The 23,752-nt window shown below is 61.7% G+C and carries 19 protein-coding genes, 3 tRNA genes and 1 pseudogene; 9 read left to right on the forward strand and 14 right to left on the reverse strand.

Features of this window, described 5'->3' with window-relative positions; translation table 11 throughout:
- Positions 1–15 precede the first annotated feature (15 nt).
- From flgA to HLH35_RS04865, 3 genes are all read right to left on the reverse strand, one after another.
- Positions 16–1,038 (reverse strand): flagellar basal body P-ring formation chaperone FlgA, encoded by a 1,023-nt coding sequence (gene flgA / locus HLH35_RS04855; RefSeq protein WP_182978076.1) that lies wholly within the window; start codon positions 1,036–1,038, stop codon positions 16–18.
- Between the two features lies 1 nt (position 1,039).
- Complete coding sequence (flgG, locus tag HLH35_RS04860) at positions 1,040–1,825, reverse strand: flagellar basal-body rod protein FlgG (RefSeq protein ID WP_182978228.1); 786 nt, start codon at positions 1,823–1,825, stop codon at positions 1,040–1,042.
- A 280-nt stretch (positions 1,826–2,105) separates the two neighbouring features.
- Positions 2,106–2,195, reverse strand: a tRNA-Ser gene (locus HLH35_RS04865).
- A gap of 924 nt (positions 2,196–3,119) precedes the next feature.
- Here HLH35_RS04865 and HLH35_RS04870 point away from each other — a divergent pair.
- Entirely contained in the window at positions 3,120–4,058 is a 939-nt protein-coding gene (locus HLH35_RS04870; RefSeq protein WP_182978077.1) for an acyltransferase family protein, read from the forward strand.
- A 312-nt stretch (positions 4,059–4,370) separates the two neighbouring features.
- Here the strand turns inward: HLH35_RS04870 and HLH35_RS04875 are convergent.
- The 5 genes from HLH35_RS04875 to HLH35_RS04895 form a co-directional block, all read right to left on the reverse strand.
- Positions 4,371–4,447: transfer RNA gene (locus HLH35_RS04875), tRNA-Arg, on the reverse strand.
- 33 nt (positions 4,448–4,480) lie between these two features.
- Positions 4,481–4,786, reverse strand: a complete 306-nt coding sequence (locus HLH35_RS04880) for an ETC complex I subunit (protein WP_182978078.1) — start codon at positions 4,784–4,786, stop codon at positions 4,481–4,483.
- Between the two features lie 27 nt (positions 4,787–4,813).
- Positions 4,814–4,890: transfer RNA gene (locus HLH35_RS04885), tRNA-Pro, on the reverse strand.
- 77 nt (positions 4,891–4,967) lie between these two features.
- Positions 4,968–5,450 (reverse strand): xanthine phosphoribosyltransferase, encoded by a 483-nt coding sequence (gpt, locus tag HLH35_RS04890; RefSeq protein WP_182978079.1) that lies wholly within the window; start codon positions 5,448–5,450, stop codon positions 4,968–4,970.
- A complete protein-coding gene (locus HLH35_RS04895) occupies positions 5,450–5,815 on the reverse strand; it encodes a tRNA-binding protein (protein ID WP_182964330.1) in 366 nt (121 codons plus the stop codon). The genes gpt and HLH35_RS04895 overlap by 1 nt, the downstream gene beginning before the upstream one ends.
- Before the next feature lie 113 nt (positions 5,816–5,928).
- Here HLH35_RS04895 and HLH35_RS04900 point away from each other — a divergent pair, with 113 nt between their 5' ends.
- Both HLH35_RS04900 and HLH35_RS04905 read left to right on the forward strand, forming a co-directional pair.
- Positions 5,929–7,206 (forward strand): MFS transporter, encoded by a 1,278-nt coding sequence (locus HLH35_RS04900; protein WP_182978080.1) that lies wholly within the window; start codon positions 5,929–5,931, stop codon positions 7,204–7,206.
- Positions 7,207–7,328: 122 nt separating this feature from the next.
- On the forward strand, positions 7,329–8,546 hold the full coding sequence (locus HLH35_RS04905) for a GGDEF domain-containing protein (RefSeq protein ID WP_182978081.1): 1,218 nt from the start codon (positions 7,329–7,331) through the stop codon (positions 8,544–8,546).
- A 61-nt stretch (positions 8,547–8,607) separates the two neighbouring features.
- Here HLH35_RS04905 and HLH35_RS04910 read toward each other — a convergent pair whose 3' ends face one another.
- Positions 8,608–11,745, reverse strand: a complete 3,138-nt coding sequence (locus tag HLH35_RS04910; RefSeq protein ID WP_182978082.1) for a methyltransferase domain-containing protein — start codon at positions 11,743–11,745, stop codon at positions 8,608–8,610.
- Between the two features lie 530 nt (positions 11,746–12,275).
- On the opposite strand from HLH35_RS04910, the gene HLH35_RS04915 reads away from it, so the two are divergent.
- Both HLH35_RS04915 and HLH35_RS04920 read left to right on the forward strand, forming a co-directional pair.
- Positions 12,276–13,400, forward strand: coding sequence for a hypothetical protein (locus HLH35_RS04915; protein ID WP_182978083.1), 1,125 nt, complete (start codon positions 12,276–12,278; stop codon positions 13,398–13,400).
- 51 nt (positions 13,401–13,451) lie between these two features.
- Positions 13,452–14,408, forward strand: coding sequence for a glycosyltransferase family 2 protein (locus HLH35_RS04920; RefSeq protein ID WP_182978084.1), 957 nt, complete (start codon positions 13,452–13,454; stop codon positions 14,406–14,408).
- A 4-nt stretch (positions 14,409–14,412) separates the two neighbouring features.
- On the opposite strand, the gene HLH35_RS04925 is transcribed toward HLH35_RS04920, so the two are convergent.
- From HLH35_RS04925 to HLH35_RS04940, 4 genes are all read right to left on the reverse strand, one after another.
- Positions 14,413–16,338, reverse strand: a complete 1,926-nt coding sequence (locus HLH35_RS04925) for a glycosyltransferase family 2 protein (protein WP_182978085.1) — start codon at positions 16,336–16,338, stop codon at positions 14,413–14,415.
- A 172-nt stretch (positions 16,339–16,510) separates the two neighbouring features.
- Positions 16,511–17,290 (reverse strand): ABC transporter ATP-binding protein, encoded by a 780-nt coding sequence (locus tag HLH35_RS04930; protein ID WP_182978086.1) that lies wholly within the window; start codon positions 17,288–17,290, stop codon positions 16,511–16,513.
- Positions 17,291–17,295: 5 nt separating this feature from the next.
- A complete protein-coding gene (locus HLH35_RS04935) occupies positions 17,296–18,177 on the reverse strand; it encodes an ABC transporter permease (RefSeq protein ID WP_182978087.1) in 882 nt (293 codons plus the stop codon).
- 96 nt (positions 18,178–18,273) lie between these two features.
- Positions 18,274–19,242 (reverse strand): glycosyltransferase, encoded by a 969-nt coding sequence (locus tag HLH35_RS04940; protein WP_338029294.1) that lies wholly within the window; start codon positions 19,240–19,242, stop codon positions 18,274–18,276.
- A 149-nt stretch (positions 19,243–19,391) separates the two neighbouring features.
- Between HLH35_RS04940 and HLH35_RS04945 the strand changes: the two genes are divergently transcribed.
- The 4 genes and pseudogenes from HLH35_RS04945 (at position 19,392) to HLH35_RS04955 (ending at position 21,786) form a co-directional block, all read left to right on the forward strand.
- A complete protein-coding gene (locus HLH35_RS04945) occupies positions 19,392–19,643 on the forward strand; it encodes a hypothetical protein (RefSeq protein ID WP_182978088.1) in 252 nt (83 codons plus the stop codon).
- A 58-nt stretch (positions 19,644–19,701) separates the two neighbouring features.
- Positions 19,702–19,875, forward strand: a complete 174-nt coding sequence (locus HLH35_RS04950) for a DUF1328 domain-containing protein (protein ID WP_182947497.1) — start codon at positions 19,702–19,704, stop codon at positions 19,873–19,875.
- Positions 19,863–20,305 (forward strand): annotated as a pseudogene (locus HLH35_RS19850) (transposase); the annotation flags it as partial. The gene HLH35_RS04950 and the pseudogene HLH35_RS19850, both read left to right, overlap by 13 nt.
- A 416-nt stretch (positions 20,306–20,721) precedes the next feature.
- Positions 20,722–21,786, forward strand: a complete 1,065-nt coding sequence (locus HLH35_RS04955; RefSeq protein ID WP_182978089.1) for a tetratricopeptide repeat protein — start codon at positions 20,722–20,724, stop codon at positions 21,784–21,786.
- Positions 21,787–22,180: 394 nt separating this feature from the next.
- On the opposite strand, the gene HLH35_RS04960 is transcribed toward HLH35_RS04955, so the two are convergent.
- Positions 22,181–23,752 (reverse strand): efflux transporter outer membrane subunit, encoded by a 1,572-nt coding sequence (locus tag HLH35_RS04960; RefSeq protein ID WP_182978090.1) that lies wholly within the window; start codon positions 23,750–23,752, stop codon positions 22,181–22,183.

Below are 23,752 nucleotides of genomic sequence, written 5' to 3' on the forward strand. Positions count from 1 at the left end.
GCGCATAAGCGGCGGCTATCGAAGGGACAGGTCCGCGCGCGAGGCGTCGCGCGAGGATGTCGTCAGGTGCCGCAGGGTATTTGAGTCGGAGGGGACCGGGTTGCTCCCGGCCTCGACCTCGATTTCGGATGCGCTGACCACCCGGCCTGTGACGATCATGCTGCTCGACAGATTGAGGATGTGCACGTACTGGCCCGCCCCGCCATCTTCCAGTGCGCGGCCGGTCGCCGTCAGGTGAACGCCTGGTGCGGCGAACGTGATGACTGCCGGGTCTCCCTTATGCATCAGCACTGTCCGATGCAGGTCCTGGTCGAGGACGGCGGAACCGGCGACCACGCCGCGCGTCACGGTCATGCCGTCGATATCGGCTTCGTTCGTGAATGCCCTGGAGCCAATGTGTCCGGCATAGGATTCGTCGAGCTGGACGTCGGAGGCCGAAATCACGCTGCCGGCGGGGAGGGCATGCGCATAGACAAGCAGCCGGCGCGCCGCGTGGATCACGCCGGTCAGCATGAAGGAATCCCGCGTGATATCGCCCGTGGGCTGGCCACGATAGGCTGTCGCGGAAAACCACCCGCTGCGCTGGTCCCATTTGACGTCGGACAGGACGACCGGCTTCGGGTCGTCCGGCGCGACCATCATGGGATGGAAATCGCGAAGGTCGATGGAGACGGGGCCGTTGCCGAGATCCGGCAGGTTCTGCCTGATGAGATCGGCGAAATAGGCCTGGTCCAGTATCCGGCTGGCCCGGGTGATCGTTGCCATGGCCGATGGCGATTGATCGAGCCAGTCGACGCCATATTCGTCGGCGATGGCGATCAATTGCGCGCCGCCCACCTGGATGCTTGCCCCGGGGGCAGGGCCGGGGCCGAGGGGGCGGTCCTGGCCCGGTTCGAGATCGGCGAAGAGGTCGGACAGCCTGACGGTGCCCGACGTAATGAGGGCGGTACTCCGAAGTGTCGCCGCCCGGGCATGCGTGGCGCCTGCTGCCGTCAGGGCGAGCGCGAACACTCCCGCAATTGCCACGCGTGCCGGCATGTTATCTCAGGTTCGTCAGCGTCTGCAGCATCTCGTCGGAAGCGGTGATGACTTTGCTGTTCATTTCGTAGGCGCGCTGCGCAGTGATCAGGTCGGTGATTTCGGTCACTACGTTGACCGATGATTCTTCCACGAAACCCTGCCTGACCGATCCATAGCCTTCGCTCTGGGGCGTGCTGAGATTGGCGGTGCCCGACGACGTGGTTTCGGTGAACAGGTTCTGCCCCATCGCCGCCAGGCCGTTTTCGTTCTGGAAGGTCGCCAGCTGGATCTGGCCCGCGACCTGGGCCGTCGTCTGGCCGGACAGGGTGTACTGGACCTGGCCGGACTGGTCGATGGTGATGTTCTCGGCGTTGTTCGGCAGGGAAATGTTGGGCGACAGCGGATAGCCGTCGGCCGATACGATGGTTCCGTCCTGCGACAGGGAGAATGTGCCGTCGCGCGTGTAGGCATATTCACCCGACGGCAGCGTGACCCGGAAATAGCCGCGCCCCTCGATGGCGAAGTCGAGCGAATTGCCGGTCTGTTCCAGCGTGCCCTGTTCGTTGATGCGGTAGATGCCGGCGGTGCGGACACCCAGACCGATCTGCGCGCCTGCCGGAACCAGGTCACCAGTATCGGAGCTCATGGTGCCGGCGCGTCGCAGGTCCTGATAGATCAGATCCTGGAATTCGGCGCGGCGGCGCTTGTAGCCCGTCGTGGTCATGTTGGCAATATTGTTGGAAATCGTCTCGACATTCGTCGTCTGGGCCTGCATGCCCGTATTGGCGATATCAAGCGAACGCATCATGGGATGACAGTCCTCCGGGCATGCCGCCGCGTGCGGTCACCCACTATAACAATTATAGGTCCACAATATTCGCACATGCGGTAGTCTGACGGACCGCATCCGTCTCTGCATTGCCATCGACACAGCTACGATTATGTCGCGTTCATGGCAAGGTCTTTCCCCCACCCGCGATCCGTTAAATTTCTCTGTCCAGCGGCCCTGTGCGGAACCGGGTTCAGCCGAAACCTCATGGTCGGGCACATGCCGTTCGGCGGGTTGTTTTCGCCATGGAGGGAACTGGCGGAGAGGGTGGGATTCGAACCCACGGTACGCTTGCACGCACGGCGGTTTTCAAGACCGCTGCCTTAAACCACTCGGCCACCTCTCCGGTCGGATATTAGCGTTTTATTTCAGTATCTTGGTGCCGTATTTCCAAAAATAAACCGCTGCCTGATCTTTATCCTGTGCCGAGTTTTGGGCCAGCATTGACAACCGTGTCAAGCTCTGCGCTCGAAAAGTACCGACAGATAGATTCTGTGGTCTTCACGGACATAGGCCCTGGATGCCGAATACCGATGGCAGGAATGACCGGCCCGAGCATCGTTCCTTCACCGAACGGGGCTGCGGGCCCGGCTGGTCTTTGTGCGGCTGAGGGGGATCTGCCGAATGGGCAAACCGGCATAAGAGACCGCGCATGCATTGAGGGATATTTCCGCTCCCGGCGGTATTCTGGCCCGGAATCCTGACTGTCCCTGCTGCATGGGCAGGACACCGTGCCCAATCCGCTGCGGTACGCATATCTGCCGAGGCGATAGAAAAACGCGAAGATACCAGTCGATTTCCGGTCATTCGGCATGTGACCGGACATGTAAGGATCCCAGAGACATACCATTCAGAACGGCACGTCAGGAATCGGGTCGTTAGCCTGTGGTTATAGGTAAACAACCATTTTAAAATGGACGCATTCGATTCGATGCAGAGACAATATAAGACCGGAACACAACCAGTCGCCAGGAACGCAGGGCATGGCAAAAACAAGAGTGTCTGCGGGCCGGCGGATTTTGACACCCATGACCGGTGCCGCAACGTCCCTTGCTGCCCCCCCGCATCGTCTCGATCGACGCGATGCGGGGGGCGACGATCGCGTTCATGATCGTCGTCAATACGCCCGGTAACTGGAACCATGTCTGGCCGTTCCTGGAACACGCCCCCTGGAACGGCTGTCGGCCGGCGGATTTCGTCTTTCCGTTCTTCCTGTTCCTGATGGGCTGCGTCATTCCGTTCGCGCTCGACCGCCGGCGAAAGCCGGGCCATGCTGGCCGGGCATATCGCGCGGCGGGTTCTGCTGCTGATCGCGCTCAAGCTCCTGCTCAGCGCGTATCCCCATTTCCATCTCGGCCATCTGCGCCTCTTCGGCGTTCTGACGCGCATCGCGCTGTGCTACGGCCTTGTGGCGTTGCTCTATATGGCTACCCGCAAATCCCTACCCCTGTTTGCCGTAACCTGCGGCATCCTGCTGGGCTGGTGGCTGATGCTTTGCGCCATTCCCATACCGGGTCTCGGTCTGCCGGGGCACGATGTCCCGCTGTTCGACCCTCAGGCCAATCTGGCGGCATGGCTGGATCGTATCGTGTCGGACTGGACGCTGCGTACGCTGCATACAGGTGTGCTGTATGAAAAAACCTGGGACCCGGAAGGGCTGCTTGGCACGCTACCGGCCTGTGCCTCGGTGCTGGCTGGCGTGCTGGCGGGGCAGGCTTTCCGGAACCGCAGCCTGCCCGCGCAGCGCAGGCCGTTGCTGTTTCTGGCTGCCGGTATCGTCAACCTTGCAGTCGGTCTGGGCTGGGGCATGGCCATGCCGATCAACAAGGCACTGTGGAGCAGTTCCTTCGTGCTGGTCACATCCGGTGCCGCCCTGCTGATGCTGGCCGCGTTCGATTGGGCGTTCGACATCCGGCGGGTACAGGACAGTAGTCGGGTCGCGTTCCGCACGCTGCTCTTCCTGCGCGTGTTCGGCACAAACGCCATCGTTGCCTTTCTGCTCAGCGGTTTCGTCGTCAAGACACTGATGCTCTTTCCGGCGCCCTCCGGCACGGAGCACTCGGCCTATGCCTGGCTCTATATGCGGCTTTTCGCATTCTGGGTTCCATCACCCGACCTGGCCTCGTTCCTCTTCGCCCTGGCTTTCATGGTTGCAATGGCCCTGCCCCTTGCAGCTCTTTACCGTCGCAACATCGTCATCAGACTCTGACCCGGCATCAAAGGCCGCGGTCTTTGAAAGATCGCGTCTGGACATACCATGACCTCTGTGTTCCGACGCGCCGCCCGCACGTAGTGCGGAAAGACGTTTTTCATGCATCTTACGCGGACGGGTGAGTTTTTTTTGAGTATTTTCATATGGATAGGGGGGAGCGGCTATGCTTCTGCGGTTTTCAAGACCGCTGCCTTAAGCCGTTTGGCAACGTCTCCGGCCCATCGCCGGTGTCGCGTTTCGCGAGCCGACGACGCCTTGGGGGCCGGATTTGGCCGACCGCTGTCAGGCTCCGCACCAGGGCGTTGATACTGGCGCGCCCTGCTGGATTCGAACCAGCGACCCACAGCTTAGAAGGCTGTTGCTCTATCCAACTGAGCTAAGGGCGCATGCACAGTGAAGTGTCTTCTGCCAGAGCGCGGTCAGTGCGTCCAGTTCTGGACCCGGTCGTGGCGGAAATTGTCGGCGTAGAGTTTCGGCTTGCGCACCCGTGCCACCGGCAGTTCCAGATCGTAGGGGACCGCATGCCGGTCGGCATAGGCGACGGCGCTCTCGCGGTCCGGGAACTGCAGGCGGAGCTGCGAGCGGGTATCGCGGCTGCCGGTCCAGCCCATCAGCGGGTCCTGCTGGCGGGCCTGGGTCTGGCCGTATTCGAGAATCCAGTCATGGGTATTCGCCTGGCCGGACTGGGTCGCCGTCTTCGCCTGCCTGTAGATTCGGGCCCGCATGGAACGAAACTCCCTTTGATTCTCTGCTGGTCGGGGCGCCCGGACTCGAACCGGGGGCCTCGTGTACCCAAAACACGCGCGCTACCAGGCTGCGCCACGCCCCGAACCTGGGGGCGAAGCTATGAGTCCTTGAGGGCGCTGACAAGCGCCCCACGAAATTTTTCCTTGGCCCGGGCCCGTATCAGCTTGCCGTGCTGCCCTTGCGGGCCAGGGGCGGGATGAACAGTGGCGCGGTGTCCCACGGGAACAACACCCAGGTTTCCTGCGGGACTTCGACCACGAACAGGTCGGTCAGCGGCTTGCCGGACGGTTTGGCGTACAGGCAGGCGAACACGGCCTTGGGCAGGAGCTGGCGCACGATCTGGGCGGTGACGCCGGAATCGACCAGGTCGTCGATGATCAGGAACCCTTCGCCGTCGCCGGCGGCGGCGGGCGCCTTCAGCACCGTGGGCTGGCCCTGTTCTTCCTCGTCATAGGTCACGACGGAGACCGTTTCGATCAGCCGGCAATCGATTTCGCGGGCGATGATGGCGGCGGGGATCAGGCCGCCGCGGGTGACCGCCACGATCCCCTTGAAGGGGCCGCGCGGGATCAGGATTTCGGCCAGCTGGCGGGCGTCGCGGTGAAGCTGGTCCCAGGTTACGGTTGCGTAGTTGGTGGCCATCAGAACAGCTTTCCTCCATCTGGCACGGTCAGGTCGGGTCTGATCAGGACGACGTCGCCCTTCGTGTCGGGCATGCCCAGGGTCAGGACTTCGCTCAGGAACGGGCCGATCTGGCGTACCGGGAAGTTGACCACCGCGCAGACTTGCCGTCCCACCAGCGTGTCGGGGGTGTAGTGGACGGTGATCTGGGCCGACGAGCGCTTGACGCCGATCTGCGGCCCGAAATCGATCCATAGCTGGTAGGCCGGCTTGCGGGCCGCGGGGAAGGGGCGGGCTTCCACGATCGTGCCGACGCGGATGTCGAGGCGTGCGAAGGTCTCGAAATCCGTGGGGGGAAGCGGCGCGGATGGGACGGTCTCTGTCATGGAACGGTTTTGCCCGCGCGGCGGCGGATTTGCAAACGGTCCCGTGGGCGTGATGGCGGACACGAGAGACAATGGATGGTAAAAGACGTCCGTCCGGCTATTGTCCGCCCATCATGCCAGATCATTCCGAGCAGGCGGACGAAACGCGGGAGCGGTCCGCCCCGACACCAGCGCTGGCGCGTCTGTTCAGCCATCGGGGCTTTGCCGTCTTCCTCACGGCCCGAACCCTGTCCTCGTTCTCGTCGCAGGTGCAGGCCGTCGCGGTCGGGTGGCAGATCTACATGCTGACCCATACTGCGAGCGCGCTTGGCTGGGTCGGGCTGGCGCAGTTCATGCCGATGTTCTGCTTTACGCTGGTCGCGGGGCATGTGGCCGATCATTTCGACCGGCGCTTCATAACGGCGGCCTGCCAGGCACTGGAATCCTGCGGGGCGCTGGTCATGGCGGTCGGCTCGCTGAGTGGCTGGCTGACCCCTGGCATGATCTATGGCATGGTCGCGCTGTTCGGTACGGCGCGCGCGTTCGAAATGCCCAGCCAGCAGACATTCCTGCCCGCGCTGGTACCGCCCGCCCTGTTCGCGCGTGCGGCGGCGCTGTCCTCGTCGCTGTTCCAGGTGGCCTCGATCATGGGGCCGTCGGTTGGTGGCCTGCTGTACGGCGTGGGGGCCGGGATCTGCTACAGCGTCTGCACGGTCGGGTTCGGGCTGGCGTCGGTGGCGACCCTGTGCATGCGGCTGGAAGCGCCGGCGCGGGTGCGGCGGCCCATGACGCTGGAAACGGTCATGGGGGGGCTCCATTTCATCCGCGCGCATCCCGAGATGATGGGGGCGATCTCGCTCGACCTGTTTGCCGTGCTGCTGGGCGGCGCGACCGCGATGCTGCCGCTTTATGCGGACTCGATCCTGCATGCCGGGCCGACTGGGCTGGGCGTGTTGCGGATGGCGCCGGCGCTGGGGGCGCTGCTGGTTGCCGTGATCTTCGCCCGCTGGCCGCTGAAGCGCCGGGCCGGAGAGGCGATGTTCGCGGCTGTCGCCGTCTTTGGCGTGGCGACGATCATCTTCGGTCTTTCGCGTTCGCTGGTGCTGTCGGTGGTGGCGCTGGCCGTGCTGGGGGGCGCCGACGTCATCAGCGTGGTCGTGCGCGGGGCGCTGGTGCAGTTGCGCACGCCCGATGACATGCGCGGCCGGGTGTCGGCGGTGAACATGCTGTTCATCGGGTCGTCGAACCAGTTGGGCGAGTTCGAGAGCGGCATGCTGGCCAGCCTGATCGGCCCGGTGGAGGCCGTGGTGCTGGGCGGGATCGGGACGATTGCGGTCACGCTGCTGTGGATGCGCCTGTTTCCCGACCTGCGGCGGCTGGATCGCCTGGACGATATCCGCCCGGTGCGGTGACCTGCGGGCTGCTTGCCGCCGGCAGGCTCCGTGACCTGAGGGCAGGCCGCGGGACGGGTGTGGCAGGCAGGGCCGGATCGCGGTATGATGACGTTTCGAAATGGATCGGGGTATCCGTTTTTATGCCCATCTCCACGCTGCCCGCCGGTCCCGCCATCGCGCTTGTCTGCCTGTTGATCGGCTTTCTCTGCCACGTTGCCCGTCGCTATCGTCCTGACCCGGCTTTGCGGCTGCTGGAAATCGCGACGGTTAGCGCGGCCATAGGGATTCCGCTGGTGGTGATGCGTCCGCCGGTTCCGGATCTTCTGGCGATTCCGGTGGGGAACAGTGCGCTGATGTTCTCGCTGGCGTTGTTCTGGCAGGCAGCTTGCCAGCTCAATGGCCGGCCGCTTTCCCGTATCGGGCTGGTGGTTCCGGTTCTGATATGGCTGAGCTTGTGCGCGTTGCCGCCGTTCCGGCATTCGTTCGTCATGCGGGTGGAAGTCGCGATGGCCATGGCGATCGCCCTCGTGGTGCTGGCGCGGCGCCAATTGATCCGGCTTCCGCGTGAAACCCGCGCGCGTCAGATGCTGATCCTCGTTTCCGGCCTGCATATCCTCAGCTGCGTCGGGCGGGGCGTCCTGGTGGCGTTGCCGTCGCTGGCGGGCTGGGTGCCGCTGATGCTGGCGAGCATTCCCTTCGAGATGCTGACTTATATTGTCCTGTGGCCGGGCCTGATGTTGACCTTGGTTGCCGAACGGGCCATTCTGGAGGCACGGGCGGCGGCATTGCGGGACGATATGACCGGTGTGCTGAACCGGCGGGGATTCTGGCAGATGGCGGAGGCTGTGCCGGATCGCGGCGTGCTGCTGTTCGATATCGACCATTTCAAGCGCGTCAACGATACGTTCGGTCACGCCACCGGCGACTGGGTGATCAGGCATTTCAGCATGGTGGCGACGGCGGTGGTGGGGGGCGATGCCGTCTTCGGACGGATCGGCGGCGAGGAATTTGCCGTCGCGGTCAGTGGTTTGTCCCCCGACGCATTGGGAGCCCTGGCCGAGCGCGTGCGCGCCACCTTCGAACGGACGCCTCTGTCCGGCGATCTGCTGGCGACCGTCAGCATCGGTTATGCCCCTGCCACAATCCCCGACAGGCCGCTGGGCGAACAGATGGCGCTGGCGGATGCTGCCCTCTATTGCGCCAAGCAGCGGGGGCGCAACCGCGTGGAAGCGTCCCCTCCGGAAGGTGCTTCCGTCGCCGGCGTGCCTGTTGGTATCGGTCGAAGGGCCGGTGAATCGGAGGAAAGCCGTCTCGTCGCCCTGAATGCGGTCATGGCCGATCCACAAGGGCGTGCGTGACGGTTGCGGAAGGTGGACCGGCCGCGAGGGCCATGCCTGTCCGATCATACCTGGCCGCCCATCATGCCAGGGCGGCAATGACGGAATCCTGCATCGCTTTTGCCGAGAAATGATCCTGGGCAAAGCGGGTCTGGGCATGCGAGCGCGCCAGCCATGCCGCGTCGTCATTCAGCATGTGCAGCAGGTCGTCCGCGATCTCTCGAGGCGAACGGACGATCGGCAGGATATCGGCCAGCCCCTCGATCCCTTCGGCGCCGATCGGGGTGACGGTCAACGGGACCCCTTCGTACAGGGCCTCGACCACCTTGCCCTTGACGCCGGCGCCGAAACGCAGCGGCACCACCGCTGCCCGGCTGGCATCGTAATATTCGCGGAGCTGCGCGTCGCTGACCCAGCCCGTTACGGTGACGACGGGGCCGGCCAGCGCCTTGACCCCAGCCGCAGGATGCGACCCCACGAGCAACACGCGGGCATCCGGTCGTTCGGCCAGGATCAGGGGCAGGATCTCGCGGACCAGGAAGATTGCCGCGTCGACATTGGGTGGGTGGGCGAACCCCGCCACGAACAGGATCGTACTGCCTGCGGTCGGCCGCTCGCGACGGCGGAAATCACGGAAACTATAGGGGACGACGACGCGGAAATCACAATAGGGCTCCAGCTGCCGGGCAATAAGGGCTTCGTCCTGCGACAGGTAGATGCTGGTGTCGAACATCCGCCATAACTGGCGCTCCTGCGCCTTCATGCTCTCGGCGGCCCGCATCAAGGCGGCATTGCCGGTCAGGGCTGCCTCACGCTGCATCCGTTCGAAATGCAGGTCGTGGCCGTAGAAGCACATACGCGCCTTTTTGTGCGTGAAGAGCGTGGGGAGCAGGTCATTCGCCACGGATGGACGGCTGACCAGCACGCAATCGAGCGCATTGCCCCGTTTGGCGAGCCAGGCCTGCAGGTCGCCGGGCCAACGATGGTCCAGGACCTCGATGCCCATATCCTGAAGGGGAGGGGTATAGATTGGGGAATAGAGTCGATTCTGCGGCCAGAATTTCACGACCCAGCCGGCATCGACCAGGCTGGAGAGGACCCCCATGATGGTGCGGGAGCCGGCATCGCGATCGGGTTCGGGGACATAATGATCGACGACGAGGATGATCTTGCGGTCATGCGCCTGATCGGACGCCCGCAGGAGATCGGCTGAATCGCGGAAATGCAGGCGGTCCAGTACCGATGCCCAGCGGGTCCGCATCAATTTTGCATTGACGGCCTGGTGCGCCTTTACCCCTGCCGCGATGTCCGTTCCGTGCGAGATGCCTTCATAATGAACGACGACGGAACGGGGCTCATAGACCACCTTGGCCCCGGTTTCGCGCACGCGGAAGGCCAGATCGGTATCCTCGTAATAAGCCGGCGAGAATGCGGTATCGAAACCGCCCAGCGTTTCGAACAGGTCGCGGCGGATCATGATGGCGGCGCCGGAGATATAATCGACAGACCGTCGATAATTATATTCCGGGCGTGACGGGTCCTGGTTGCGGCCCCAGTTCCAGCCGCTGGCATCCTGCCAGATGATGCCGCCGGCCTCCTGCAACTGTCCGTTGGGATAGACCAGTTTCGCCCCGGTCATGCCGATATCCGGCCGCTGGGTCAGCAGGTCCGCCAGCGCGTCGATGGCGTCCGGCATGAGTTCGGTGTCGTTGTTGAGGAAAAAGAGATAATCGCCGCGCGCCTGCCGGGCGGCCGCGTTGCAGGTTTTCAGGAACCCCAGATTCTCCGGATTGCGGATGATGTGTGCGCCTTCCACGCGATCCTGCAAAAAGGATTGGTCCTGCTGCGCGGGATAGGCATCGTCCATCACGATCACTTCGATGGATGTACGAGGCTGCCGCATGGCGATGGAGGCGAGGCAGCGCAGCGTATAATCGTCCTGTCCATAGGTGGGGATAATCACCGACACGCGCGGCGTTGCGCTGGTGACCAGATGAATGGGGAAATCGGGCATTGCCGTGAGGAGTGGCAGGGCCTTTGCCTGACCGGCACTGTGGTCCGAAAGGTGACGCATCGCACGATGGCGGCGCCATGCGCGCAGTCGGGCCGCCAACTGGCCCGTGAGCGTCCACCACGCGGCCTTCAGCAGGATACGCGCTGCCCGAGCGAATCTGGGGCTGCGGCCGATCAGATGGCGGACGGGGGCGCTGCCTCGCCAGATGGAACTGTTCTCGATCGCCTGCAACCGGCTCTCGGCCATGGCCAGTGATCGGGAGAGGTCATCAATGGTGGCCCGTGCCGCCATCTGGGCGGCATGTTCGCGCGCGGCGGCTTCTCTTATCGCGGCCCGTGCCCGGTCGGCCTCGGCCTGTGCGGCGGCCGCGCGATTGCGATCCTGCTCCGCGTTTTCCAGTTCTCCGCGCATATGGGCCATCGCGCCTTCGGCGGCGGCCCGCATGTTCGGATCGGTATCGAGGTCGCTGCGATCGATATAAAGCGAATTCGGCAGATCCGGCAGCGGCCCCGCAGATGCGAAAGCGATGAGGTAGGGTGCGGCGGGAAGATGATCCGTTGCCTCGAAATGCGTCTTTCCCTGTCGTTCGAAGACGAGCGGCATGCCGCTCGCCGGCGAGAGGATTGCGGACCCGATGACCGGCTTTTGCGCCAGGAGCGCCACGTTGGGGAAAGAGCCGGCGATGATCTGCCTGAACTCGACCGCGTTCAACTCGAGAACATGGTACGGGTTGGGCGGGGCCCCCGCCGGTGAGTAGACATCCCGGTCGGGTGTGCTGATGATCAGCAGCCCATTGGGGCGCAGCACGCGTTTCAATTCGTCCAGAAACCGGTGCTGGTCGTCCAGATGCTCCAGCGTTTCGAAGGAAACCGCGACGTCGATGCTTTGGTCGGCCAGCGGCAGGGCGCGGGCATCGCCCTGCACATAGACAAGATTGGCGTGGCGGTATTCGCGGTTGGCGTGAATGACGGATGCGGCGTCGATTTCCACGCCCGTGACCGACAACGCCACCTGGGCGAGGAGCGCCGACCCGTATCCCTCGCCGGAGGCCACATCCAGCACCGTCTTCCCGCGACACAGGGTCCGCGCCAGCAGATAGCGGTGATAATGTTCTGTCTCGATCTGTCCCGATATGGCGGAAGAGAAGCGCTCCCCGCTGAACGCGATTGAATTTTCAGGGACTTCCCGACGAATCAGCTCACCCATCCTGCCTCTCACAGCTATTTCGCCTGAGTAGCGCACTTAATCGTGCCGGATGTGTGGCATGCGCCAACCATCTGATTCCAGAGTGGAATTGGATGCTGGGCCGTAGCCGGCGGGACTGTTCCGCCCTGTTGAACCAGGGTCTTTCATCTTACGGACGGGCCTGATACGGCCGCCAGGCGAGGCCGGAGCACCGGAGGCCGGGAAAGGGAGCAGGCAGCGACCGGACCAGTCGTCGTGCCGAGCTTCTCTGTGCATCTATCCCTCTACCTCGTATTGAAAGGTGGGATAACACGGCGGCGACGGACGGGTTCCCATGGCCTCTGCTATCGCCAGTTGAGGGGGGGGCATGCAACGCGTCAGAAACGTTGGCAATGGGTAAAAATAAATATATGATTTGAAAGGGTGAATATAAAATTACGCGTTCCCTGAGAAAGTACCATATGAGCCGGATTTTTTCTGATCATAACAGAAAATTGAAGAAAGAAGGCGATATGCTTTTTTTCAAGGGAACTTTATCCGACGTTATGCGCTTGATTCTGTTTTGTTTTGGTTCCCATGCGGGGATATTATTATATTATATCGTTGTCGCAAAAGCCTTTAGCGGCTTTTCCTATTCGGCGTGCCAATGGGATTGCGGTTGGTATATCAGCATCGCATCTGCCGGGTACGATCTGCGGCCGCATCTGGGCGGCGCCGACAATGGGCAGGCCAACTGGGCGTTCTTTCCGCTGTTTCCCTTGCTCCTGCGGGCCATCCATGCCGTAACAGGCTTCAGCTACCAGCTTTCCGGCGTTCTTCTGAACAATGCCCTCTTTCCCGTGATGGCCGTGTCGGCTGCCTTGTATCTCAAGGCGAGGCGGCCTGAGACGAACGCATATGTGACCGTTCTGGTCTTCCTGGCGTCGCCATTCAGCCTGTATTTTCGGGTCCCTTTCACTGAATCCCTTTATGGGACGCTTCTGGTCGCTCTTCTGTTTCTGCTCCGCAGCGAGAGAGTCTGGCTGGCGTCCGTAGGGGCCGCCTTTTTTACCGCCAGTCGTCCCACCGCCGCGCCGCTGCTGGCCGTCATGGGGGGAACGCGCATGATGGCCCAATGCCTGCATGCCCGCCTTGCGGGGGGAGCTGCCGGGCGGCTGATGGCGCGCTCCGTCACGCAGTGTCTTGCGCTGGGGCTGGTGGGTGGGATCGGGCTTGTGGCCTATATGTTCTATCTGCATGGTCTTGTCGGAGATGCGCTGGCGTTCCAGCATATTGAGGTCGCCTGGGGGCGCCATCCCGGTAATCCTCTGGCGAATATCTGGCACGGGTTGCAGGCCCGCGACCTGAGCGCGGCGTCGTTCCTGCCTGGCCACGAGGAAAGCCAGACCTATTTCGCGCTGGCCTGCGTCGTTGCGGCCGGCCTCGTCCTGTGGGCGTTCTGGTCGGGCCTGGTCCTGGAGGCTGCCCTCGTCGCGGTCACGCTCCTGCTCTCGACATCCACCGGCCTGTGGTCCAGCACGCGATATCTTTATGCAAATCCGGTGACATTGATGCTGGTGGCCGCGTTGATGCAGAAAATGCCTCGGGCTGCCTGTGTGCTCCTCTTCTGTCTCTTTTCCATGGTACAGGCGCTTTTCGTCATTCTCTGGTACCAGGGCGCCCGGTTTCTGATGTGAGATGCCATGACGTGTGACGCGCTGAACATTCACGACCAACCGGACAGCCCCATGACCCCCTATGGCCTGGATGTCGTCATACCCTGTTACAATGAAGAAGACGCGTTGCCCGTCACGTTGCCGCGTATTCTTTCATATCTGGAAACTCTGCAATCCGATCCGCGCCTTGCATTGGGACATTGGCGCGTCATCCTGGTGGATGATGGCAGCAGGGACCGGACCTGGCGCATCATCGAGGATCACGGCAGGGCGGGACGGGTCGTGGGATTGAAATTGTCTCGTAATTTCGGCCATCAGAATGCGATGCTTGCCGGACTGACATATGCCAGCGCCGATGCAATCATTACGATGGACTGTGATCTGCAGGACGATATCAACACGATCGAGGCGATGCTGCTGTCCTACCAGGACGGCTTCGATCTGGTGCTGGGTGTGCGCTCTTCCCGCGCGTCCGATACGTTTTTCAAGAAAGGCACCGCGCGCCTCTATTACAGCCTGCTGACGCTTTTCGGGGTCAATATCATCGAAGATCACGCCGATTACCGATTGATGTCGCAGCGGGCGCTCCGTGCGCTGCTGGCGCATCATGAGGTCAATCTTTTCCTGCGCGGCATCATTCCGGCCATCGGATTCAAGACGTCAATCATTCCCTATGTGCGACAGGCCCGGGAATTGGGATGCAGCAAATATACGCTGGGAAAGATGCTCGCTCTTGCGATCGACGGCATTACGTCCTTTTCGGTCCTTCCGCTCAGGATGATTGCCTTGTTCGGTATCGCGGTCTTCCTCGTATCGTCCGTCACGGGCCTGTGGGTTCTTGTGGAGCGGTTTGTCCATAGTGCCACCGTCGTCAGCGGCTGGGCATCGACGATGCTGCCGTTGCTGGCACTGGGTGGCCTCCAGATTCTCTCCATCGGCATCCTGGGCGAATATATCGGCAAGATTTATCTGGAAACGAAGCGCCGGCCCAGGTTCATCGTCGAAACCACGACGGGTCAGACGTGCTGACAGGCTATCGGTTTGTCGCGGGCGCGGTGCGATAGCGTGGTTGGCGTCGGGGAGGGGAAGCGAGGGTACAGTCCGCGTTCTCCAGAGTATAATTCGGGCTGTAATATGGGTCGTTCAACAGAATGTCGCCCCAGCGGGCGACCATGATGTCTGCCTCGCGCTGGAAGCGCGCCGCGTTCGGACCCATCCTGTCATGTCCGCGCGATGCGCTTTCATGATGATAGAGTTCCGCGAACGGGGTCCAGACGATGCGCAGGCCGAGTTTGCGGATTTTCAGGCAGAGATCGACATCGTTGAAGGCGATGGCCAGGTTGGTCTCGTCCATGCCGCCGACCTGCTGCCAGACGGCGCGCCTTACGGCGAGGCAGGCGGCGGTGACGGCGCTGGCGCTGCGCAGCAGATTCAGAACCCCGAACGGACCCGGTTCCTCGCGGTGCGCGCCGACCAGGAAATGCCCGCCGATGCGGCCGATGCCCAGGACGGTTCCGCCATGTTGCAGCCGGCCATTCGGGTAGAGCAGCCGGCAGCCCACGGCACCGATATCGAGCCTGATCGCGTGCGATACCATTTCACGCAGCCAGCCGGAATCGATGATTTCGATATCGTTGTTGAGCAGCAGCAGGATGTCTCCGCGTGCCTCGGCGGCGGCCTGATTGGTGAGATGCGCGAAATTGAACGGGCCGGGCAGGGCGAGGACGCGCACGCGTGGATCGGACAGGACGGCTTGCAGCAGGGCCAGCGCATCGGGCTCGGTGCTGCCATTATCGGCGATCAGTACTTCGATGGCCGGATAATCCGTCTGCTTCAGCAATCCGTCGAGACAGACGCGCAGCAGGTCCGCCCGGTTGCGGGTGGGGATCAGGATCGACACCAGGGGGGCGGGTTCCGGCACCGGAAAGACGATCCGGTGATAGATCCCGGCGGTGGGAAGGATGTCGGCCGCGACGTTGCGTGCCCGCAGATGGTCGGCGATGGCCCGGCCGGCCACGGCGACGCACCGGGCCATCGCGGTTTCCGAAAAGGATTGCGTGCCTGTCTGCTGGCGCCAGTGATACAGGACGCGCGGGATATGGCGCACGGCGTCCGGTCCGCAGGCAGCCGTCGCGCGCAAGGCGAGGTCATGGTCCTGGGCGCCCTCGAAACCTTCACGAAAGCCGCCGACGGACTGGATGAGATCGCGCCGATAGGCCGTGAGGTGGTTCAGCAGATTCTGGCCCAGCAGCAGGTCGGGATCGAAGTCCGGCTTGAAATAGGGGCTGTAGCGCCGGTCCTGGCCGTCGATCTTGTCCTCGTCGGTGTAGATGATCCGTGCTTCGGGATGATCGACGATCTCGGCGGCCAGTTCGTACAGCGCATCGCGCGGCAGCAGGTCGTCATGGTCCATCAGGACCACCCATGCGCCTTGCGCCAGGCCCAGCGCGGAGTTGGAAGCCGCCGAGATATGGCCGCGCACGGGGCGCCTGATGACATGCACGCGCGGATCGGATGCCGCGATCTCGTCGAGTATCCGGGTTACATGGGGGGCGCTTGAGCCGTCATCGGCCACGCAGAGTTCCCAATCCGCATAGATCTGGGACTGGAGCGATGCGATCGCGGCGCGCAGATAGGGTTCGGGCGTTTCATAGGTGGCCATGACGACCGAAAGCAGCGGACGGTATGGGAAGCGGGCGATATCGGCACGCATGGCCGCTTCGTCCGCTGCCGTGATCATTCCCTGTTCGGCCACCCAGCGTTCGTAATCGGCACGCGCGATATGCCCGGAGCGGAACGGCATGATCGACGGCAGGACAAGATGGGTGACGGGACGTAGGGCACGTTTCAACCGCGGATGCTGCCGCACGAAGCGATGCGCCGCATTGACGACCTGATGGACGCTGTCGGTGGCCAGCCTGCGGATTGCTGGCGGCACCCATCCGGTGGATCGGATCATGGATCGCTTTCCCTGGTGTTCGACCAAATCGGCAGGTGGCGGCAGCGTGTCTGTCTCCGCCCGCTGGCAGGGTCGCGAGAGCGGCAGAGGCGGCCTGGATGGGACGTTTTCGCATGCCGCTTTTCTCAGCCGGGACGATTACGCGGAAAGCGCCTGCCGGTTCGGTGGTGCCTTATGGCACTGGATCAACTCTTGCCAGTTCCCTGAACGCCGAAGGGGGCAGATAGCGCTCCAGTATATCCATCGGGTGTCCGTCCCCCTTGATCTGGCCGTTCTCGATCCAGAGCAATCGATTGCACCATTCGACCAGGATCGAAGGAGAGTGGCTGGCCAGCACCAGGATGTCGGCGTGGCGTACCATGCCTTCCACCCTTTTCTTGGCTTTCTCCATGAAGACGGCGTCGCCGGCGAGAATCCACTCGTCCATCAGCAGGATCTCGGGCGGGAATGCGGTTGCCATGGCGAAGGCAAGCCGAATGGTCATCCCGGAGGAATAGTTGCGGACCGGAAGGTCGAGGAAATGTCCGAGTTCGGAAAAATCCTCGACATCCTTGATCAGTTCCATCGTTTCCGAGGGCGACAGGCCAAGATAAAGGCCACGGAGCCGGATATTTTCCCGCCCGGTGAGCTGGTGGTTCATGCCCTGTCCCGGGTCCAGCAGCGCCGTCAGCCGTCCTTCTGCCGACAGGACGCCGCCCGTTGGCTGGTAGATGCCTGAAAGAACGCGCAGGAGGGTCGTCTTTCCCGATCCGTTCGAACCGATCAGCCCGAGGCGGTCGCCGGAATTCAGGGAAAAGGAGATGTCGTGAAGGGCCTGGACGACCGGACGGTTGCTGGTGTCGTGTCCAAAGCGGGCCGAGGCTTGTCCGAGAATGGTCTTCTTCAGGGAGCGACTGTCGCTGTGATAGAGCGGAAAGGAAATCGTGATGTTGGATGCTGTGAGGTTTGCCATTGTATTCAGACCCAGAAGGCGATCCGGCCGCGCGTTCGCGCAAAGGCGATCCATGAGAAAAGGATAAGGAAACCGGAAATGACCAGGGCCCAGGCCCAGGTGGTGACGGTCAGGGGCGTGCCCAGGAGAGGGGCCCTGAGGATTTCGAACAGATAATAGAACGGATTGAAGCGGAGCAGAAAAAGCGCCTCGCGGTGGCCGGTCAGGATATTGGTGTTCCACATGACCGGCGTTATGAAGAAAGCGATCTGCATGACGGCGGAGATGATCTGCGGCACGTCGCGAAATCTGGCGCACAGGGCCCCGAAGAGCAGCGAGAAGGCGAAGGCGTCGACAAGCCAGAGGCCGAATGCCGGTACCGCCATAAGGGAATAAAGGGACTGGTGGATGCCCATGATCGCGAATACCGCGATGATGATAATAATATTATGGGCAAGGATGATCGTGTTTCGGACAATGCTGCGTGCCGCATGCACCGTGAAGGGCATGCGCATGCCCTTGATGACCGTGTCGGACTCAATGAAGCAGGCGCAGCCGTCGGTCACCAGCGCATTCAGGTAATTCCACGCGATGATGGAGAGCGACAGGAACGGAAGGTAGCTGTGGATGTCCGTATGGAACAGGTCGGCATAGATGAAGGCCATGGCCGCCACCTGCACGCCCATCGAGGCGGTCAGCCAGAACGGCCCCAGTGCGGAGCCGCGATATCTGAGCTTGATGTCGAGAAAGCCCAGGACCGCGATGAGTCTCCAGAGATGCATCCCTTCGCACAGGTCTGTCCATGCCAGATGAAACCGTTGCTTCCATCCGCGATCGGCGGACAGATGGAAATGGACCGGTTTTCGAAAAGCTCCGTCGCGCTGCATCGTGGGGGCTGCTTTTGTCATGATAGTGGAGCCTTGATACCCTTATATCCGCCAGGGGGGCGACCATACGCGGATCGAAGCTTGGGAGGCAAACCGGTCCCGGCCGGTGAGCCGGCCTCACCCCAGGACGAACCAGAGGCGGAAGACCATCTGCTCGGCCAGGGCGACCCGTTGCATCTCCGGGGTCCGGCGCAGGAGCCGGGAGCGCGCCAGCCAGCCGGCCGGGCCAGGGATATCCAGCGCCTGACGGAGCCTGGCGAGGAGGGCTGCATTCTGCTCCGTCAGCAGGTCGGCATGGCGGAGAAGCTGTGCCACGTTGGCGCGGAAGGTGGACATGAAGAGCGCCGGCCCCCGCCGCAGGGCCGCCAGCGCGCGGGCCGCGACATGCGCGGGCGCGCCCACGGCGTTGCTCTGATGCTGGCGGTAATAAAGGGTGGGCTGGTTGTCCGTGACCACCTGGCCGCCGGCGCCGCTGACCAGCAGGTAGCTCCACCAATCATGCAGGGTGCCGGCCGGCGGCGGCATGGCCGCCCGCACCAGCCGGATCGCCGCCGGCGAGAGCATGACGGTGCAGCCCGTGGCGATATTCTGGGTCAATGCCATGGAAAAAGCGGGCTCGGGTGGCAATGCGGGTGACGGGCCGAGTCGGGCGAGTGCCGAATCCGTCAGGAGCTGGCGGGAACAGTACAGGGCCGGCCTGTCCGCCTCATGGAACGGCGACAGGGCGCGCGCGGCGCGGTCCAGCTTGTCGGGAAACCAGACATCGTCCTGGTCGCAGAAGGCAGCCGCGTGGCCGGCCGGCACGTGGTCCAGCAGGAGGCCGAATGATCCGGCCACGCCCAGGCGGCCCGCGCTCTGTGTGATCTGCACGCAGCGTCCGGCGGGCTGGCTGGCGGCGAAGCGCTGCATGATCTGCGTACCATCGTCGGTCGAGCCGTCATCCCGCCAGACGAGGCGCCAGTCCGCATGCGTCTGCTGCCCGAGCGAGCGAAGCAGCGCGTCCAGAAACGCGGCGCCGTTATGGACAGACAGCAGGATGCAGACCGGCATGGGGCCGCGCGGAGGATGGCTGTCGGAACTGTTCACGCGGAGATCCCGTGCTGGAACGTTGGGTCACGGAGGCCGGGATGGGGCAGCAGCCTGCTGGACGGAGAACGGCCGCGATTTGAAAACGCTGCCTTCGTCCCACATATATCCTGTGTTGCTATGTTTACGAAGAAGATTGGGGCGTCATCATGACCGACGGACAATTTGAAACGAAGCTGGAAGAAGGGGTCGGCCGGCTTCAAGATGGGCTTGGCGGCCTGGTGGGCGATCCTGCGCTTCAGGTGAAGGGGAAAGGACGGGTGCTATGTGCCAAGGCGCGCTCCGCCTGTTTCGGGGCCAGTGGCGCAGTGCGCGATCTGACGGTGGATCAGCCGCTGGTGGCGGTTGTGACGGCCGCTCTGGCGGGGTTTGCCCTGGCCATGGCGTGGGTGCGTCGTTGAGGAACCGGCGGGCGGGCTTAGCGTTGGTCCCGCAAGGACTGTCCATGGAGCGTGAATGATGTTGAAGCTGGCACTCTTTTTTCTGGTGATTTCGATCATCGCCGGCCTGTTCGGATTTACTGGAATTTCTGCGGCATCCGCCGGTATCGCGAAAATCTTGTTCTTCCTCTTCATTCTCGCGTTTGTCGTTTTCCTGCTGATCGCATTGCTGACCGCCAAGACAATCTTGTGACGACACACTCCGGGGCGCCAGGCGACCCGGAATCTTTTCCTTCGGCCAATCTGCTGCGCCATTCGCTGGATTTCGTTGCCTGGACGATCGCAAATCCGCCTTGGCCGCCTTTGCCCAAAGCCCCTGGGGCCGGAAATATGCGCCCATCGTCCCGCCCTGGGAACGGGCCTGGGAGGAAGGTTCCCTTCTATGCCTTCCCCGCCGAGGTCCGAAAATTGATCTACACCGCCACTGCCACAGAGCGCCAAGCTGAGGCGGCCCGTCCGAGCCAGGGGGGCATTTCCCCAATGATGACGCGGCGCTCAAGCTCGTCTTCCTGGCTTTGAGCCGGGCTGAGAAAGAATGGATCATGCCGCCGAGGGAATGGTCCATGGCAAAGGCCCTGTTCGCCATCCTCTTCGGTGAGTGCTTCGCGCACGCCGCCGTTTGATCAATAACGTGAACAACGCCTCGCACACGAAATTTCTGACAGTCCCTCTTCGGCCATAGCCGGGGCGGCAATTCGGGCGGCCGCCATAACTGCACAACTCAGAGCCTGTTTGGAAATGCGCGCTGGCGGCGATCCGACGCGCGTTTCCTGTGCTTCGGTGCTCACGGCCATCAAGGCCGCTCCGCTCCGATGCTCGGAAACACACGACGGGCGCGACCCGTTCCGGGCCGCTCTCGCTCACCAGCACGCATTTCCAAACAGGCTCTTAGAAAATTAACCACACAGGTCAATTTCTGTGACTGTTGGTATAACGGTCAACTCGGATTGCCATGTCGAGGCTATTCAATTGCCGGGTGGCACCTGCTGCAGGAGTGGCCGATGTCAGTTGAAATGACAGTATATTTGGAGATTGGTTGATGGGAAAAAATCTTTTGATTGCGCAGTCTGATATGACAGAAGCCTTTTTTTTAGAGGGGGAAACGGACTTTCTTTTGATAACCTTCAATCATCTTTCCATTAGAGCTAACGGATCCGATTTTTGGGGCAGAAGCATCGCCGAAAAAGCTGGCTTCAACTGTCTCGGCTTTATGAGCAAGACGCCTCACTGGTTCCCAAGAAACGATCGCATCTTCGAGAACGAGTCGGTAAAGAAGATCTTGGATAGATTTTCCACCAAGATAATATACGGGCACAGCATGGGCGGGCATGCCGCATTGAAGCATAGCAATAGACTGGGTGCGAGTGTGGTTATTTGCTTTTCTCCACAATATTCTATTGATCCATCGATTACGCTTCAGAATGACACAAGGTTTCATAGGAGATTTAATCCGTCTTTAAATGAAAATATGAGTATAATTCCTTCTGATATTAAAGGTGATATATTCGTATTTACCGATCAGAAGATGCCGCAGGACAGGTTTCATGTTGACTTGCTGCGAGGCGTAACTAATTTTCATGATATAGTGATGCCATATGCAGGCCATGAAACTGTTCAATGTTTTGCGGGTACATCCAAAATAATCACGTTAATCGATTCATGTCTCTCTCTTGATTATCAAAATATCAGACGAATGGCTTCAATTTATAGAAGAAGTTCTATATATCGAAAAAAGAACGTTATGATCAATTTATCAAGAAAATTAGCTCGCAGCAAAAATTTCGAAAAAATGATAAAATTAACGGAATATATGGAAGAAATTATTCCGCATGACCCGATCGTTTTTGACATAAGGAGTAATGCATACTTAAGAATGGGGATTTTTTCGGAGGCATTGAGTAACATAGAAGTTGCCATTCGTATGAATCCGCAACGATCTGGTTTTTACAAGCAAAAGGCGTTAGTGTTGGAGCGAATTGGAGATTTGGACGAAGCTCTGAAATTTGCCGAAATAGCTCTGAGTATTGAGCCGCATAGAGACGATCATAAAAAGACCGTTGCGTTCTTTTCCTCTCGCGTTAAGAAAATCTCTACAATCTGCTGATGAGGAAGATCGCGTCATGGATCACCGCCAGGGCCAGAAGTCAGCGCGCAGCATTCGCGTGCCGGCTGTGTGCCGCGAGTCGCTTCGGGTCAGGGATTGAATAATCTTCTCGTAGCTTCACCGCCGCCGTCATCAGCGAGATCCTCCCAAAAACAAGAGAATCAGTACCAACGCCGATCATTACTTCACACACCTGTCCTGCCAGAGGTTATTTACAAGAGGACGGTCAGTGCCTTCACTTTCTTGGCCGCCATAAAAAAGCCCCCTGGATCTTTCCAAGAGGCTTTTTACGCATCAGGCAAATTTTGGCCTTCGTCTTGGACTTCCAAAAAATCTTTCGGTTATTACAGTCCTGTCATAGTCGTCCGAAGGACAAAAACACAAGAAAATCAAATCATTGATTTTTATCTTTTTGAATGAACGACGGCAGGAACGGATTGTCGGTCTGTAGCGATGCCTTCGATGGCAGGCGCGCTGCGTTCCATCCTCCACCCAGAGCCTGAATCAGGGACACGCTGTCGACCATGCGCTGCTGCTGGATCGACAGGGTTGTCTCGGCAATGCCGAGGGCCGTGTTCACGTTGGTGATGACGGTGGTGTAGATCTGTGTCCCGGCTTCATACTGATTCATCGAGACCTGGACGGCCTTGTTGGCGTAGTCCAGCGCGATGTCCTGCTGTGCGGCCTGCTGGGCGAGGATGCGCAGGTTGGACAGCTGGTCCTCGGTGCCCTGCAGCGCTGTCAGCACGGTCTGGCGGTAGGTGGCCACCGCGCTGTCGTACTGGGCGTCGGCCGAATGGACGGCGGCGGTGCGCGACCCGCCGCTGAACAGGGTTTCGGTTGCCGACGCGCCCAGCGACCAGACGCGGTTGGCGACGCTCATCAGGGAGGTCACGGGATCGCCGCCGCTCTGTGAATAGCTGGCATTGATCGTGACGTCGGGGAAGAAAGCGGCGATGGCGGCGCCGATCTGGGCGTTGTACTGCTCCATCGCGCGTTCGGCGGCGGCGATGTCCGGGCGGCGTTGCAGCAGGTCGGCCGGCACGCCGACCGGAATGGGCGGGATGGCGCGGCTGAGTTCGCCCGGCTTGATCGTGAGTTCGGCGGGGGAGCGGCCGACCAGGACGGCGATGGCATGTTCGTACTGGGCACGGGCGATGCCGGCCTGGATCAGCGATGCGCGGTTCTGTTCCAGCTGGGTGCGGGCCTGCATCACCGCGGTCGGATCGGACACGCCGGCATCGAACTGGTTCTGGGCGATTTCCAGTGCCCTGGTATTGAAGGCGACGTAGCGGCGCAGCAGGTCCTGCAGCGAATCCTGGTAGCGCAGGTTGAAATAGGCCGTCGCGAGCTGTGCCTGGTAGGACAGGGTCGCGTTGGCCAGGTCGGCGGCGCTGGCCTGGGCGGCGGTCACCTGGCTCTGGATATTGCGGCGGATCTTGCCCCACAGGTCGAGGTCCCAGCTGGCGCTGGGGCCGATGTTGTAGGAATTATAGACCGTGCCGGCATTGGCATAGGAGTTGCCGGAAGATGAGACGGATGAACCGCCATGGCCGGCGCGGTTGAAGCCGATGCTGCCGCTGATGGTCGGGAATAGCTGCGCGCGCACGCTGTCGATCGTGGCGCGGGCCTGGCGGTAATTCGCCTCGTACATCTTGACGTTCTGGTTCGAGATCGCGACCCGCGATTCCAGATCGTTCAGGATGGGGTCGTCATAGATCGTCCACCAGGCATTCTTGGGCAGTTCCGCCATGGCCGGCTGGGCCTTTTCCCACCCGGGGGCCGGCACCAGCTCCTTGAACCGGGCGGAAACCTGGGCGGTGGGGCGGTGGTAGGACGGGCCGACCATGCAGCCTGCCAGCACCAGCGGGGACAGGACGGCGCCCAGCAGAAGGGCATGCCGGCGCGGCGCGCGGGCGCCGGGGCGGGATGAGGGGGCGATCGATGGGGAGCGCGGCAGGGACAT

The sequence above is a fragment of the Gluconacetobacter asukensis genome, assembly GCF_014174375.1.
In the GTDB taxonomy this organism is placed as follows: Bacteria; Pseudomonadota; Alphaproteobacteria; order Acetobacterales; family Acetobacteraceae; genus Gluconacetobacter; species Gluconacetobacter asukensis.

Bases quoted from the DNA above. Each gene is read 5' to 3' on its own strand.
- HLH35_RS04930 (WP_182978086.1), bottom strand. From the start codon at position 17,290: ATGGCAAACCTCACAGCATCCAACATCACGATTTCCTTTCCGCTCTAT.
- HLH35_RS04910 (WP_182978082.1), bottom strand. From the start codon at position 11,745: ATGGGTGAGCTGATTCGTCGGGAAGTCCCTGAAAATTCAATCGCGTTC.
- gpt (WP_182978079.1), bottom strand. From the start codon at position 5,450: ATGGCCACCAACTACGCAACCGTAACCTGGGACCAGCTTCACCGCGAC.
- HLH35_RS04880 (WP_182978078.1), bottom strand. From the start codon at position 4,786: ATGCGGGCCCGAATCTACAGGCAGGCGAAGACGGCGACCCAGTCCGGC.
- HLH35_RS04955 (WP_182978089.1), top strand. From the start codon at position 20,722: ATGGGAAAAAATCTTTTGATTGCGCAGTCTGATATGACAGAAGCCTTT.
- HLH35_RS04870 (WP_182978077.1), top strand. From the start codon at position 3,120: ATGCTGGCCGGGCATATCGCGCGGCGGGTTCTGCTGCTGATCGCGCTC.
- HLH35_RS04920 (WP_182978084.1), top strand. From the start codon at position 13,452: ATGACCCCCTATGGCCTGGATGTCGTCATACCCTGTTACAATGAAGAA.
- HLH35_RS04925 (WP_182978085.1), bottom strand. From the start codon at position 16,338: ATGATCCGATCCACCGGATGGGTGCCGCCAGCAATCCGCAGGCTGGCC.
- flgG (WP_182978228.1), bottom strand. From the start codon at position 1,825: ATGCGTTCGCTTGATATCGCCAATACGGGCATGCAGGCCCAGACGACG.
- HLH35_RS04960 (WP_182978090.1), bottom strand. From the start codon at position 23,752: ATGTCCCTGCCGCGCTCCCCATCGATCGCCCCCTCATCCCGCCCCGGC.
- HLH35_RS04895 (WP_182964330.1), bottom strand. From the start codon at position 5,815: ATGACAGAGACCGTCCCATCCGCGCCGCTTCCCCCCACGGATTTCGAG.
- HLH35_RS04935 (WP_182978087.1), bottom strand. From the start codon at position 18,177: ATGACAAAAGCAGCCCCCACGATGCAGCGCGACGGAGCTTTTCGAAAA.
- flgA (WP_182978076.1), bottom strand. From the start codon at position 1,038: ATGCCGGCACGCGTGGCAATTGCGGGAGTGTTCGCGCTCGCCCTGACG.
- HLH35_RS04905 (WP_182978081.1), top strand. From the start codon at position 7,329: ATGCCCATCTCCACGCTGCCCGCCGGTCCCGCCATCGCGCTTGTCTGC.
- HLH35_RS04900 (WP_182978080.1), top strand. From the start codon at position 5,929: ATGCCAGATCATTCCGAGCAGGCGGACGAAACGCGGGAGCGGTCCGCC.
- HLH35_RS04950 (WP_182947497.1), top strand. From the start codon at position 19,702: ATGTTGAAGCTGGCACTCTTTTTTCTGGTGATTTCGATCATCGCCGGC.
- HLH35_RS04945 (WP_182978088.1), top strand. From the start codon at position 19,392: ATGACCGACGGACAATTTGAAACGAAGCTGGAAGAAGGGGTCGGCCGG.